The organism is Psychrobacter sp. M4, assembly GCF_055699795.1.
The window spans coordinates 1,283,191-1,298,791 of record NZ_CM146740.1 but is presented as its reverse complement, the minus strand read 5'-3'; the positions used below and the strand labels follow the sequence as shown (position 1 = coordinate 1,298,791).

General features: G+C 43.2%; 9 protein-coding genes. 5 read left to right on the top strand and 4 right to left on the bottom strand.

The genetic code is table 11. The annotated features are described in order from the left end of the window. Window positions 1–13: 13 nt before the first annotated feature. Window positions 14–5,299 carry a hypothetical protein gene (locus ACR63N_RS05465; protein ID WP_472782559.1) on the top strand — a complete coding sequence of 1,762 codons (5,286 nt, stop codon included), beginning with the start codon at window positions 14–16 and terminating at the stop codon, window positions 5,297–5,299. Between the two features lie 32 nt (window positions 5,300–5,331). Further along, window positions 5,332–6,246 carry a hypothetical protein gene (locus tag ACR63N_RS05460; protein ID WP_472782558.1) on the top strand — a complete coding sequence of 305 codons (915 nt, stop codon included), beginning with the start codon at window positions 5,332–5,334 and terminating at the stop codon, window positions 6,244–6,246. Between the two features lie 117 nt (window positions 6,247–6,363). Here ACR63N_RS05460 and ACR63N_RS05455 read toward each other — a convergent pair whose 3' ends face one another. From ACR63N_RS05455 to glpK, 4 genes are all read right to left on the bottom strand, one after another. After that, window positions 6,364–7,056: a TetR/AcrR family transcriptional regulator gene (locus ACR63N_RS05455; RefSeq protein WP_367106091.1), complete on the bottom strand. Its 693-nt coding sequence runs from the start codon at window positions 7,054–7,056 to the stop codon at window positions 6,364–6,366. 218 nt (window positions 7,057–7,274) lie between these two features. Continuing rightward, entirely contained in the window at window positions 7,275–8,303 is a 1,029-nt protein-coding gene (locus ACR63N_RS05450; protein ID WP_367103467.1) for an endonuclease/exonuclease/phosphatase family protein, read from the bottom strand. A 307-nt stretch (window positions 8,304–8,610) separates the two neighbouring features. Further along, entirely contained in the window at window positions 8,611–9,162 is a 552-nt protein-coding gene (locus ACR63N_RS05445) for a hypothetical protein (protein WP_367106209.1), read from the bottom strand. Between the two features lie 550 nt (window positions 9,163–9,712). After that, the gene (glpK, locus tag ACR63N_RS05440) at window positions 9,713–11,275 is read right to left on the bottom strand and encodes a glycerol kinase GlpK (protein ID WP_367106092.1); all 1,563 of its coding nucleotides are present in this window, start codon (window positions 11,273–11,275) and stop codon (window positions 9,713–9,715) included. A 278-nt stretch (window positions 11,276–11,553) separates the two neighbouring features. Here glpK and ACR63N_RS05435 point away from each other — a divergent pair, with 278 nt between their 5' ends. The 3 genes from ACR63N_RS05435 (at window position 11,554) to ACR63N_RS05425 (ending at window position 15,599) form a co-directional block, all read left to right on the top strand. Beyond that, window positions 11,554–13,281, top strand: coding sequence for a TolC family protein (locus tag ACR63N_RS05435; protein ID WP_367106093.1), 1,728 nt, complete (start codon window positions 11,554–11,556; stop codon window positions 13,279–13,281). A gap of 193 nt (window positions 13,282–13,474) precedes the next feature. Next, complete coding sequence (locus tag ACR63N_RS05430) at window positions 13,475–14,338, top strand: YihY/virulence factor BrkB family protein (RefSeq protein WP_367103470.1); 864 nt, start codon at window positions 13,475–13,477, stop codon at window positions 14,336–14,338. Window positions 14,339–14,417: 79 nt separating this feature from the next. Continuing rightward, entirely contained in the window at window positions 14,418–15,599 is a 1,182-nt protein-coding gene (locus ACR63N_RS05425; RefSeq protein WP_367106094.1) for an HlyD family secretion protein, read from the top strand. The last annotated feature ends 2 nt before the right edge of the window (window positions 15,600–15,601 follow it).

Sequence of the window (15,601 nt, the reverse complement as noted above, 5' to 3'; positions counted from 1 at the left end):
ATAATTACATAATATGACATTTCATGGTATAGCTCAGTCTACTCGTCTATCAGTCAAGGCAGCGAAGTTATCTGCATTAACTGCAGCTATGCTAGTCATGCAATCAAACTCTGCTACAGCAGCTCCTTCTACTGTACTAAATATTATTGACAATATTGCCAATGCGCAGTTTTATATCAATAATAATAAAGGTCTACTATTTTCTAGCAATTCAAATAAAGTACAGGTGCAAGCCTCGTCGTTAAACGAATACGACCTGTTGTTAAGCCAACCTGCTATCCAAACAGTAACCCCTAATAGCACTATTACTTGGCAAAATATACTAACGAATAACAGCTACAGCGATGAAACTGTTACTTTAAGCTACGATTATTCAAGTAGTTTGTCTAATTTTAAAGTCTATCAAGATATCAATGAAAACGGTTTGATCGATAAAGATGATGTTCTAGTCACTGATAATAGAATAATCAACCTCAATCAAGGTCAAAGCATTCAGCTTATTGTGCAAGCTACCACTGATGTTAATGTAAAAGATGGTGATACCGCTAGTATTAAAATTAACGCGGTTGTGGTCGAAGATGAATCAGTAGCCGCGGTAGCGACTGATAGACTGATTATCGTTGAGCCTGGTATTGATTTTACTACTTTTGACTTTAATGGCAGTAGAGTTAGCTCGCAAGTTGGCGAAGACGTCTATATAGAAGCCAGTTACGCGCAGTGTAATTTACAGTCTGATAAGCTCGATCAAGTATGGGTTACGGTTACCTCACCCATGACCGGGGATACTTATTCATTAAAAGCGCTAGAAACTGGCGATAATACCGCTAAGTATCGTCTATCGGTACCTACACAAAACAACGCCAACGCAATTGGTGACGATATTATCCAAACCTTAAAAGGTGATACCCTAACTGCTACTTTAGACGCCTGTATCGCCCCTACTGTCGGTTTAGAGCAAGAGCCTACTCGCTCAGATTTAAGCTATATCAATCAGCAGATTAGTAGCGAAATTACTATTGTCAATGAGCTTCCCAACCTACAAGTGATTAAAGAAGGCGACGTTAAAACGGCTGAGCTTGGCGACTATGTCAACTATAGCATCACCGTCAAAAACGATGGAGCAGCGACCGCTTACGATGTGCAATTAAAAGACGCGTTGCCACGAGGATTTGCTTATGTTGGGGATAGTGTTCGCATTGATAAAGCTCAAACCACTGAATTTAAGGCAGAAGGTAAGTACCAAGTCTTAGGCCTCGGTGATATGGCAATTGGCGAGAGCAAAAATATTACTTATCGTGTGCTGGTTGGCGCTTCAGCTTTAGGCGGTGACGGTATTAACCGCGCCACTGCACAAGGCACTGATGAGCGCAATAAGACTTTGATCTCAAGAGAAGCGCAGTGGAAAATTGATGTCAGCCGCGGGGTTATGAATACCGATGGTATCATCGTTGGTAAAATCTACCACGATATCAACCGTGATGGTATCCAGCAAAAAGAAGATGGTGAGCTTGGCGTGGCTGGCGCGCGTATCTACATGGAAAATGGCAACTTCGTAGTCACAGACCCCGAGGGTAAATACAACTTTTATGGTATCAATGCCAAAACTCATGTATTAAAAGTAGATCGTACTACCCTGCCTACTGACACTGTGCTGGTCATTCAAAGCAACCGTAACGCAGGCGACGCCGGTAGCCGCTTTATTGATTTAAAATATGGCGAACTACATCGTGCCGATTTTGCCATTGTTAGTAATGTAGACGACAGTACCGAGCGTTTAAATCAGGAGCTTAGCGCACGCAGTAAGAACATCAGCGCTAAAAACAACGCTCTTGAACAAGCCGTCAAAAGTGAGCTGACCCTAGAGCCTAATTATGATCATAATAATGTCGACAATATCGACGCCAGCGGCTGCAAATCAAATGACGAATTAGACCGCGGTATCCAGTGTGATTCAGCGATCGTTGCTGATATGAGTGGTACTGAGGGTAAGCATATTGATCTCACTATTAATACTATTGCGCCTCCCAAAGAAAAAGAGTTAGAAGAATACCTAAAAGAAGTTGCCAACAACGAGGTAGCTTTTATTAACTTAAGTACCGGTCAGCAGCTCAATTCATACAAGCAGCTGGTACAAGTACAAGCTCCTTTAGGTACAAGCTTTACCCTGTATGCCAATGGCAGAGCGGTATCAGAGCAGCAAATCGGAAAAACAGCCGAACAAGAGCAACAAAACGTCATGGCCTTTGACTACTACGCTGTCAATTTTCAGCGTGGACGCAATACTCTACGCGGTGTTGCCACAGATACAGCGGGTAAAGTTGTTTCCGAACAAACTATTGAAATCATGGCACCTGATAGTCTGCAAGCTATTAACTATCGCACTCAAGAGCATTTGGTTGAGGCTGACGGCGTCAGCGAATATCAAGTGGTCATCAGCCTAAAAGATCGCGATAACCGACCTTATATTCCATCAACGCCTATTACTATTGATACCAATATCGGCCGCATCAATCTCAAAGATAGCAATAAAGATCAAGCCGGCGTGCAAGCTACAGTCGATGGTGGTGAGTTATTAATCCCAATTATCGCACCAAACGCCGCTGGCAAAGGCGAGCTTATTATTGATACTGGTAGTAGCAAACAAGTTATTCCAGTGCAGTTCACCGCTAAACTACGTCCCCTGATTGCCGTGGGTATCGTTGAGGGTGCCATATCCTTAAAAGATTTCGATGGTAGTCAAATCAGCGATGCCCAAGGCGCGTTTGAAAAAGAGCTGCATGAGTTTGCCGGCAGTGACGACTATGCAGCATCTGGACGCGCGGCGATGTTTTTAAAAGGTAAAGTACGCGGCGATTACCTGCTAACTCTAGCCTATGATAGTGACAAAAAGGGCGAGCGTTTGTTTCGTGATATCGAGCCTGGCGAATACTATCCAGTCTATGGCGATTCATCAGCTAAAGGCTTTGATGCGCAGTCTACTAGCAAGCTTTATATTCGCCTTGATAAAGGCCGCTCATTTGCTATGTATGGTGATCTAAAAACTCAGATAAATAACGATGAAGGCATCAAACTTGGTCAATACAACCGTACTTTAACGGGGGTAAAAGGCCAATTCGAAGACGGCAATACGCGTATCACAACCTTTGCAGCTGAAACCAGCTCATCACAGCGGGTTAATGAGACCCGTGGCCTTGGCATCTCAGGCCCTTACCCACTTGCAGGTGACTTTGACGCGGTGCTTGAGAACTCTGAAACCATTGAAGTCATTACTCGCGATGCTGATAACCCAGGCCTTATCGTTCGCCGTGAGACGCTAACGCGCTTTGCAGATTATGAGATCGACCCTATTAGTCGCAGCTTGTATCTCAAAGCCCCTATCGCCAGCCAAGATATCGATGGCAACCCTATCTACTTGCGCGTCACTGTTGAGGTGGACGAAGGCGGCGACAACTATTGGGTTGGCGGCGTAGCAGCCAAACAACAATTGACCGATAAAGTAGCTATTGGTGGCAGCTACATTAATAGTGATGATCCGCTCAACAAAGAAGAGCTTAGCAGCGTTAACAGTGTTATCAAATTTAACAATAAATTAAAACTGGTCGCTGAATATGCAAAGAATAAAGCTGAAAATCCTAATTATGAGCCTAGCAACCAAATCAATGCTGCTCTATTAGCAGGTAATCGTGAAGCGGGTGATGCGCTACGTGTAGAGCTTGACTACGATGATAAAAAACGCACCCGCGCTAAGGCTTATTATAATAAAGCCGATGAAGGTTTTGTTACTGGTGCCTCACCATTAACAGCGGGTCGTACTGAATCGGGTATCAACCTTACTCATAAATTGGCTAATAAAAAGACAGCAGTGAAGTTTGAAGGCGTACGCACAACCGATCATACTACTGAGGCCAGCCGTGAAGGCGTACAAGCTAGTATTGAGCAGCGCCTTAGCCAAAATATCGTTGGCGAGGTCGGTCTGCGTTACTATAAGCAGGATGCTACTGCCGCCTCGCGTAATACCCAAGCGGCAACCGATGTGATAGATATCACAGAAGATACCATATTTAACGATGACATCATTAATCAGTCAGCGCTCAATGGGGTCAATACTTTAGAAAAAGACATAGAAGGCATGACCGCTCGTGCCCGTGTCACAGCTCGCCTGCCTAAGCTTAATAAAGCTTTAGTTTTCGCTGAATACGAACAAGATATCGATCATAGCGCACGCAATGCTACCTCTATTGGCGGCGAGACGCCACTAGGTAATTTAGGCCGTCTCTACGCGCGTCATGATCTTATCAATAGCTTATCAGGCAGTTATGGCCTTGATGATACCGATGAGCGTCAGCGTACTGTGATTGGTTTTGATGCCGCTTATATGAAAGATGGCAAGGTCTATAGCGAATACCGTATGCGCGATGCGATCAGTGCTCGTGAAGCGGAAGCTGCTATTGGTCTTAAAAACAAATGGTATGTACAGCAAGGTTTGACGCTGAATACTTTGTTTGAACGTGTAGAGTCCTTAGAAGGTGAAGCGGACAGTACGGCAACGGCTGCTGGTTTTGGGGTTGAATATTTAGCCCAAGAAAATTATAAAGCCTCTGCTCGTCTAGAAAAACGCTGGGGTGAAACCAGTGATACTTTACTTGGTAGTGCGGGTATTGCCTATCGCTATACTGCTGAGGTGACTTTGCTCGCCAAAGACATCTACTCACAGGTCGATTATGATGACGGTCATCGTACGGTGAATCGTTTTCAGCTTGGCGCCGCCTATCGCGATTACGATAGCAATCAGCTAGACATGCTTGCCAAACTTGAGTACCGCTTAGATGATAACGCTACAGGTACTGACCCTTATCAAAAAGATACGCTAGTATGGTCATGGAGTGGTAACTATCATCCAACGCGTCCGTTGACTTTGTCAGGGCGTTACGCTGGCAAATACAATCAATATGAAGCTAATGATATCGCAAGCGACAATACTGCTCACGCCGCCTACGTGCGCGGGCTTTATGATCTCAGCGAGCGTTGGGATATGGGACTACAAGCAGGTAGCTACTGGAACAATGAAGCTAGCGACTTATCGTATATGCTAGGTGTCGAAGTAGGCTACAGCCCTATTACCAACTTATGGTTGTCACTTGGCTATAACTTTATGGGCTTTGAAGATGAAGACATCGCTTACGATGACAGCACGCAAGAAGGTGCCTACTTTAGAATGCGCTTTAAGTTTGATGAAGAGCTATTTAAACGCAATAATGTGCGCAAAGATAAGCGCTTAATTGATGATTCTGCACTATAATTTGTAGATCATCAATTAACAAGGTTTGTGCTATGCTTAGTTTTTTAACGACTACTTATGAACAGATAACTTATAAAAAAACAAAGCCCGTATACAAAAAGCCGCTACATAGTATGCTGTCGGCACTAACCATTGTAATGTTCTCACAGCCTGTATCAGCAGTAACAGACACTCATAATAGTAAGCCTGCACCAAAAACTGCTACTAGCCAAGTTGGCTATTGTTATAGCGAAGATAGAAACCAGTATTCTTTCTCAAAGCAAAACAGCGAAGATCAGCATACTATCGATTGTATGCAAACCCAGCTCAGCTTTTATCAACAAAAAGATTTGAGCGCGCGCCAACAGTATTTTGCTGACAAAGCTCAAGCTTGGCTTGATTACGCTGCTTATAAAGATAGCATCGGTAGTAAAACGGCGGCTAGTAGTCATGCCTTAGCCATCAGCAGCATGATCTTACAAGCGCTACAAACTAATAATGAGCAGTCTTTAAGTCTAGTGACTGCTATTCCGTCATTTTCTGCTTTAATGCGTCCTGATTTATGGGCAATTATCAGTGCCCTGAAACACAGCGCCCTAAAAGACGATAATGGTATTATCACTGCACCATATGAGCTGGCTTTTAGTGAAGTAGCTTTGATTCGAGCAGCAGCTGATCAGTGCCAATATGGTGTACGTCAGTCTGGCACTCATTTTCGTATGGCAGAGCGCTGGTTGGAACAAGCACGTGAGGCTTATGTAAATGCTCATGATGATCAAACCAACATGGCTCTTGAGAACTTAGTTGTTGATTATTATCAACAGTACGCACCACTTGATCCCCAAGATGATACTTGCCGTGGTCAATCACTAGCCTCTATCACTCAAACCCCTACTAGCGAAAGTAAAAATAGTGCCCCTTTTACCTCAACTATCACCATACCGACGTTAGTATCGACCGCTACTTAGCGCATTGTTTACTAAACCATCAGTTAAACAAGCACAAAAAAGCTGGCATTACACCAGCTCCTTATATCACTATAATAAATCGTCATCTTATTAAGTACTATCTTACTTTGCTAACGTTTAACGATCTTTGCGTGGTAGCTTCTCTGGTAGATAGCAGCGCAAATAAGCGATAGAAGCCGTAGTCGCCTCTTGCAAATAGTTATCAGTAATACCCTGATGACGACGATAAGATAAGGTAAATATACCGTTAATAATACTATAAGTTACCAGCAAGACGTCTTGAATATCTTCAAATTTTGGCATCTCATAGCGCTCTGACAAGCGCTTATAGACCAGCTCAACCACTTGATGATCCATATCTTCACCAAAGCCATCACCTTCAAAATCTGGAGTATTGGTATCATAAATTAGTTTAGCTTTGGTTTGGTCATCATGAAAGATATTCACACAGCGCTGAATAAGCGCCGTTAAATAACCTTGCCATCTGTCATAGTTGTCCGTCTCAACCGTCTCTAGTATCTCTAATATCTCTATAGCGTTCAAAAAACGCAGTGCCAAAAATATGGCTTCGATATTAGGAAAAAAGTGATAAGCAGAAGCTCTTGGAATACCCGCCTCTTCACATACAGCTGCTAGAGTAATGTCGTTAACCGATTGCGTTTCGCTCAACTTTTTAGCGCCCATCAATAATTTTTGACGGCGTACGCGACCTTGTTGGCTGGTAAACTTAAACTTGTTCGGTACCAGCTTTTTTGCCAATTCAGAATCAACTAGTATGTCTTCTATCTTATCGTCTTTATGATCACTCATTGTATACCTCTTAGTGTTACGCCCTATTATGTATGGATAATAATCTTCATGGGACTATTTTAGCATTAAATTGGTCTACTCTTGACAGCTTATCAGAAATATTAACACAACCGAATTTAAAGACTCATCATAAACACTTGTATGCTATCAAGCAAGAGCCAAGGAAGGATTAAAACGATAATGTACTAGCTATTACTACCTATGTAACGTAATCGTAACTAAGTGTAAATTTTCATCTTAGCTCTGATAATACCATGATCAATCACTCTATCAGTATAGTCCCACTTTAAATGATCGTTGAAGTAATCTACTCGCTCAACATGACCAAGCGCAAACTTACTATCAGGTAAAAACTCTTCTGAGACGAACAACTGATCAATAACCTCAGGCATACCTTGGTAAATATGCGTATAGGCGACATCTTTCATCCAACCATAACGCGCTTGAATACGAGCTGCGTCGAACAATGCTACATCACGCATGCTTTTGTCATAATTCACCTCACCAGTCTCAGTCATAAGCTGTGTGGTTACACTACCGGTAACATCATTCATGTCACCTAGTAAAATCAGGGGCTCGCGAGTATACTGCAAGCGCTCAATAATAGACATACGTATTGACGCCGCCTCTGATGCACGCATGCACAAACTACGTAGCTTAGCGCGAATACGAATATTAGGATCGTCCATATCTTCTAATAAGTTGCCCGCCTCATCACGCAAGAAAAATGCACGTTTGCTTTTGAGATGAGCGGTAATGATAGTTATTGGTTGTCCATAAGCATCCACACGTAGCAGTAAAGGTGGACGATTGAACTGATGATAAGGCCCTACATCCGGAACATCAATGATCGCTTCAGCTCCAATATCTTTTAATAATGTCGTCTCTAGGGGAGCGAAACGACTGATAAACCCAACAGCAGGTGTTTTTTGAGCACCATGTCCTTGAGTGTAAGGACTATCATGATCATTACTAGCCAGTGGAATAATGGCTTGCTCCGGCTCAAAACCTAGTGCCACGGCTAAAGCCTTAAGCGCGTCACTATCCCATACCTCTTGCACTGCAATAATATCAGCATGGGCTTTAGCTAATAGTTCGGTAATTCCAATCAGTTTATGCTGATATTCTTTCTTAGTATAAGCTGGTGCGTTTTCATAATAAATCCGGTTAGGATTGGCGAAATTTAATAAATTAGCAGTAGCTATATAAAACTGCTTTGACTTGTCGACGTTGTTTTGATGATTCATGGTTTACCTAATGTTGTTATATTGTTGTTTTTATAGTGTAGCTCAAATTTGTATGACTCAAATGTTCTGTAGCACTACTTTGTTTTAATTTAGGTTCATTTCTCGATAGAAAGTCAATAAAAAAGCCCTCAGAGATAACTCTGAAGGCTTTAACATAGCATAGATTACAGTTATAAATACTATTGATCAGCTATAATTTATTAAGTTTACAGCTTGCTTGGCATAAGCGCATTTTTGTAATTATTTTCTATAAACTTTTATAACTAATGCTTAATAAATACTCAAAACAATCAATAGCAGCTATTAATTATCTAGAAACGCGGTTCCAAGCGTCACGTGATGCAAGACGGGCATCATCCCAAGCCAAACGTGACTCACCCTTTACCTCTTCCCATGAGCGGCGCAGATCTTCTTCATGATCTTCAAAACGTGCGTCTGCTGGATAGCGCCCGCGGTTGGCATAACCTACTGCATAGGCAGGATGCAAATCACGGTCAAAGTCGTGACCTTCTCTGTAATAATCGACATTGGCATGTTCAGCGCGCCAGTAAGCTTCTTCGTGGGTTGGATTGATAGCTTCAGCTGAGGCATGACCTGCACCGCCGCCAGCTACTGCACCAATCGCACCGCCAATTAGAGTACCTAGTGGACCTGCCATTGAACCAATAGCTGCACCCGCTACTGCACCACCTACGCCGCCAACACCAGTACCAACAGGATGCGAACCTGGCTCACCAGTAATCATATCAGCATTTAGATCGTCTTTGGTCGCATCCGACATATTTTTGACTTCATGGCGATCAATATTATCATGATCTCTAACTACTCTGTCATCGCGTACATTGTCACGATCAGTCATCGTTGCATCGCGTGTGGCTCTTACATGCGTGGTATCATCAGCACCCGCTTCCCGGCGAGCATTATCATCTATTATGCGTGTTTTATCACCGACTTCGAGATAATCAGGATCACGTGCCATATGCTCTTCAGCTATGCGATCGTTTTCATCTATCACACGTTTATCAATAACGCGCTCATCTAAACGGTCATTTTTATTTATATCATTGTCTCGGTTATTCATAATACTATCCTTAAATTATTTATCATATATTTATTAGTTGTTAGATACAGTGAACGCTAACTAACCCCTTTTATAATCAATCGTCTTTATCCAACCGATTGATTTATAGTGTAGAGGACTATTGGTATCGACAATAGTCCGTTTATGTAAATTTTGTCGCCATCACGAACGTCTTACGTTACAACATGTATATCTTTCATAGTCGAACATATTTGCAATTTAGAGTATTTAATGTCCATATAACGACTATAGACTTTCGAAAGACAATTGTTTGAAAAATAGTTTTTATCATATTAGTAATATACAGGAAAAACTTCAAATCCCATTTTTAGATATCTACAAGCGCTCTAGTTATCGTCTGTTGCCATTTTTCTAAGTGCTCTTCGCGTCTATCATCTGATAGGCTGGGCTCAAAGATATGATCTCCTTGCCATGATTCTTCTATAATACTCTCATCATACAATCCACTTTTCAAACCAGCTAGCAGTGCTGAGCCTTTGGCAGTAATCTCAGTATCTTTAGGTCGCAATACTGGTACGCCAAGCAGATCGGCTTGAAACTGCATAAGCAAGTCATTATTAGCAGCACCGCCATCAACCCGCAGCTCTGTAAGCGGATACGGACTGTCTTTTTGCATGGCAATTAAGACGTCATAAGTCTGAAAAGCAATAGACTCCAAAGCAGCGCGGGCTATATGGGCTTTGGTTGTACCGCGGCTCATACCAACAATGCTAGCATTAATATCAGAGCGCCAGTGCGGAGCGCCAAGGCCTGTAAACGCAGGTAGCAGCACTACCTCTTCGCTACTCTCTACCTGCCGCGCTAGATCTTCAATATCACAGCTTTGCTTGATCATGCCAAGATTGTCACGCAGCCACTGCACGATAGCACCTGCCATAAATACACTACCTTCAAGTGCGTAAGTCACCTCCTTTTTAGGTGGTTGTAACATACGTTTGCCAGACTGCACGATCTGACCTATAGACAAATTATCTATGCGTTTTATCGATGCGCTGCGCTGCCAAGCTATCGTAGTTAGCAGCTGATGTTCACTAAGCTTCGCATCTTGTCCAATATTCATCAGCATAAAACAACCTGTGCCGTAGGTATTTTTAGCCATACCAGCTTTCATACAGCCTTGACCAAAAAGCGCAGCTTGCTGATCGCCTAATACGGCATGGATAGGTATTTGCTTAGCAAATAAGCCTTTTTTGGTTCTGCCGAAGTCGCCATCAGAGGGTAACACTTTGGGCAGTATCGCCATTGGGATATCAAAGCGCGCGCAAAGTGTCTCTGACCACTCTAATTTGTGAATATCATACAATAGAGTACGTGAAGCATTAGTGACATCAATGACATGCTCACCGCCCGTCAGCTGATAAATTAGCCAGCTATCAACAGTGCCTACTGCTATCTGACCGCTGCTAATACGAGCTTTGATATTAGGATTATACTTAAGCAGCCAAGCAATTTTGCTGGCACTAAAATAAGGATCTAAACGCAGTCCTGTAATTTGCTGTACTTGCTGCGCTATAGTTTGATTAGCCGCCAGCTCATCACAGTAGCTCGCTGTGCGCCGATCTTGCCAAATAATAGCAGGCGCTAGCGCTTGACCTGTTTGTTTGTCCCACAGCACAATAGATTCGCGCTGATTAGTGATAGCGATGCTAGTAACGTCGGTGGCGAGAAGTCCTGCTCGATTGATGACATCATGGGCGCAGCTGATTTGAGTTTGCCAGATTTGGCGCGCATCTTGTTCTACGTAACTCGCTTTTGGTGTTTGCAGCTTAGTTGGTTTTTGTACGGTTTTAATAGGCCGGGCTTGATCATCGTATAAGATAGCTCGACTTGAGGTGGTACCTTGATCCAAGGCTAGTATATATCCTGCCATATTTAATCCTTGATATGCCCTATGCAACGTCTTAGTATTTGCGTTATTTATTAAACCGTCTATAGCTCACACTCTATTTATAAATAAAGCATACCTTATTTTTGTTATAAAAATAACACTATAAGCTATGCTAAAAGTTATGCCACTGCTTTTGCAAACTGACTGGCTAATCTATAGTAGATGCACAATGACTATTGACCGGCCACGATTAGCGCTCTAGAGTGTAGCCTCTATATTTAGTACTACCTTTTATTTTCTGATTCATGGTTTATTTTCTTATGAAATTTGCTATCTCGTCTTTGACTGGTGCTGTTGCTATTATCATAGCTTCCTCGAATGCCTTAGCGAGCAGTACTGATATCAATCATGATAATCAATTTGCAAATAATACGCTAACTCCCGTCGCTATTACGCCTATTGAAAATACGCAAGCCAAACCGCTTAATCCTAGCGCCAATAGGACTGCTGCTATAAATAACAATAGGCCAGTCGTATCCGCTGTTAGCTTGCCTGAATCTGCTTTGACCCATTCTACTTTAACCCAACCAATAAGCAGCTCTAACTTAGATACCCTTATTGATCCTATCACTCACAAAAGTATCGATAACAGTTACCCGTTGGAAGTTTCTAGCTTTTTAAGTCTTGAACAGGCACAAGATATTCTATTACAAGTGTCCCCAAAATTGGCAGCCAATCAAGCAGCTATTGCCGCCAGCGAGTATCAAACCGATGCGCTTGCAACGATAGACAATCCTTTTGTGTTTGCACAAGCCTCAGCAAGTACTTATCAAATACAAGAAGATATTGATCTATCGTCACTAAGAAACGAGATTATCACTGGTGTCAACAATGCTGGTTCTGATAGTGGAGATTTGACGCCCCCTGTGCCTCCCGTCGCGCCGCTACCTAATTTTGGTGAGATGATTGGCGAACGTATTCCTGACTCTTATGATTTTAAGCGCTCAGGTTCAAGGACAGGCGCAGGCTTGGGTGTGGTCTGGCCAATTTATACTGCTGGGCGCACAACAGCATTAACGGGCGCCTCAAAAGCCCGTACTCAAGAGGCGGTCGCAGATAGTATCTTAGATAAAAATGATCTTTATAATACCTTGACTGAGCGTTATTTTCAGGCGCAGTTGGCTATCATCGCCGCTTATCTGCGCGAAGACGCTTATAACACCTTACAGCAAATCGATCATCAGGTAGAGCGGCTATTTGAAGAAGGGTTTGTCTCGCGTGTTGAGCGCCTAGAAGCTCAATCTGCCCTTGCTGATGCAAAGAGCGAATCTATCAAAGCCAACAATGATGCACGCCTAGCCATGATTGGATTGCAGCGCTTACTACGCACCGACTATCGCATCAAGCCCACCACACCGCTATTTGTCTCAAGCCAGCCTCTGCCAGATATCGAGTACTTTCAGAACTTGGCACTGACTAATAATCCGGGCCTACAAAAGGTTGCAGCCAAACGCGCACAAGCTGAGCAGCTGCGCGATCTATCGGATACCGGTTATAAACCCACTGTTATGCTCTATGGTTATGGTCAAGTTGAAAAAGACCCAAGCTGGATTGCGGGGGTCTCTGCCAGCTGGAAGCTATGGGGCGGCTTGGATAAAAGCGCCTCTATCGCTTCGAGCAACGCCCAAATACGTCAAGCCGATCTCTCTGAGATTGAGGTCAGCGATAATTTATTGCTGCTCGTTGAGAAAAACTGGAACGATGTGAATAATGCGCAAGCGCGCTATCAGGCACTGCAAAGTAACGTTGACTTGGCAGCAGAAGTGTTGCGTCTGCGTCGTCTTGGGTTACAAGAAGGAGTGAATACTACCGTCGATGTGGTGCAGGCTCAGACGCAAGCGCTAAAAGCGCGCACCGAGCAAGCGCAAGCGGCAAATGATTATGTACAAGCACTAGCGGCTTTAATGGAGAGCTGCGGCACGCCACTTGCCTTTAATGCTTATCTTAATGCCGCTGATATCCGCCTACCAACTTTATACAAAGAATAATGGGGAAATTGTAAATCATTAACAAATCATAAGTTATAGTCAAATATTTTGGTATAGACTCAATGGTTTGCAAAAATTTAAATAACGCTAATCTTTAACAGTCTAATTACAAAGCTAAATACATAAATTATAACCATCATATCACCATTGTTAATTATTCTACTGCATTGTCGATACTGGAGATGTCCATACTATGAAAACCGAACAGAGCCAAAGAAAAAAATGGCAGCAACTGATCTTGCAAACTTGGCGCACAGCTAATAAGTCTAATGTTTGGGCGCACTGTGCCAGCGTAGGTTTTTTTGGTTTTCTATCTATCTTTCCAGTGATGGCCGTATTTGTACTGATTTACGGTCTCGTCTTTTCGCCTGCTGAGATGCAAGAACAAATCTCAATCTTACGCCCATTTATACCTGCAAATGTGTATGATGTTCTCGATGGCCGCTTGAGTGAGCTGGTCTCTAATACCGCCTCACGTCTTACTTTTAGTCTGCTTCTCTCAACGCTCTTAGCGCTTTATTCAGGCTCTAAGGGTATCAAATATTTGATTATTCTTGTAAACCTAGCTTTTCATATTACCCAAGAGCGTAATTTTATACAAAGAACCATTCGAGCCATTGGTTTGACTTTTGGTGCCCTATTAGTTTTGATTATAGCAATCTCCTCTATTGCTGTTATTCCTTTAGTCGCGAACTATTTTCCCTTCCCTCAAATAGCTAAAACCATTGCGCTTTGGAGCCGATGGCCTATATTGGCTGGTATTATATTTTTAAGCTTTTTAAGTATTTACCGTTTTGCGCCAAATCATGACCCTATGCCGCTAAAAAAACTCATGCCAGGAGCTGCTCTTGCCACCGTTCTATGGATTTTATTGTCTGTGCTGTTTTCGATTTATGTACAAAACTTTAATAACTATAGCGCTGAGTTTGGCGCGCTTTCAGCAGCGGTAGTCATTATGCTATGGCTTTATTATTCAGCATTTATCGTAGCCTTTGGGGCCATGTTTAATTTCGAAGCCATAGAATCCTCTAAACCTTATGCTATTCGCGTGTACTAGTAGAACATATTAAACAATCCTTTTACTTTTGTAATAAACGCTTTATTTTCAATCCTACTGTTTTAGGAATATTACTTTCATGACTGAACATCGCGACGATTTGGGTGACGAAAATACCTCTACTGAACCTACAGCGGATCTAAAAGCTGAGCCTACTGAACACTCTACAGATGGATATCAGCGCGCACATTTAAAAAGCAAAAACGCTAAGAAAAAGGCGCTGATTAAAAAAGTAGGGATTGCTTTGGCCGTTGTCGTTGTGCTTGGTGTCATCGCCTATGGGTTATTCAAAAGCAATCAACATAGCGAGCCGCAAGTCACCACTTTTCAAGGGCAGATGCAGATGCAGCAAACTTCCATTGCCGCAAAAGTGCCTGGGCGTATTGCCAAGATCTTTGTCACTGAAGGCGATGTGATTGAGGCAGGAGATCAGCTTATTGAGATGGACTCCCCTGAGATTAATGCCAAAGTCAATCAAGCACGCGCCGCGAAGCAAGCCGCGCAAAGCCAGCTTGAAAAGGCAGAAAATGGCGCGCGTCCGCAAGAGATTGCGCAAGCAAGAGCGGCCTGGCAAGCCAATAAAGCGGCGGCTGACTTGGCGGCCAGTACTTATGAGCGTGTAAATCGTCTTTATCAAGAGGGACTCATGACCCAGCAAAGGCGCGATGAAGCTTATACTAAATACCTTGCTACTCAGGACGAAACCGAAGCGGCACGTTTACAATATGATCTGGCGCTAGAGGGTACTCGCAGCGAAGATGAATCAGCGGCAGCCGCGCAAGTGTCACAAGCCGATGCTGCGCTTGAAGAGGCACTGGCGGCCAAAGATGAGGCCAATCTTGTCAGTCCCATCTCCGGTATCGTTGATGACGTTATTGTCAATGTTGGCGAGGTCGTCGGTCAAGGAGTGCCTTTATTAACCTTGGTCGATAATGATGATCAATGGGTAGTACTAAACGTCACTGAGGACTATTTAAACTATTTCACTATTGGTCAAGAGTTTACTGGGACTATACCGGCGCTAACCTCGCCTTCATCCGAGCAGCCCTATACTATGCAGTTTAGAGTCTACACTTCATCCGTGCTATCTGATTTTGCTACTTGGCGACCGACTAATAATGATGATGGCTTCGATGTGCGCACTTTTGAGATCAAAGCCCGACCTACCAATCCAGATTCGCGCGTGCGCTCAGGCATGAGTGTGCTGATAAAAATGGATACGACTCAATCTACCTCCCAGCTTACCAAGTCGACTGAGTAAAC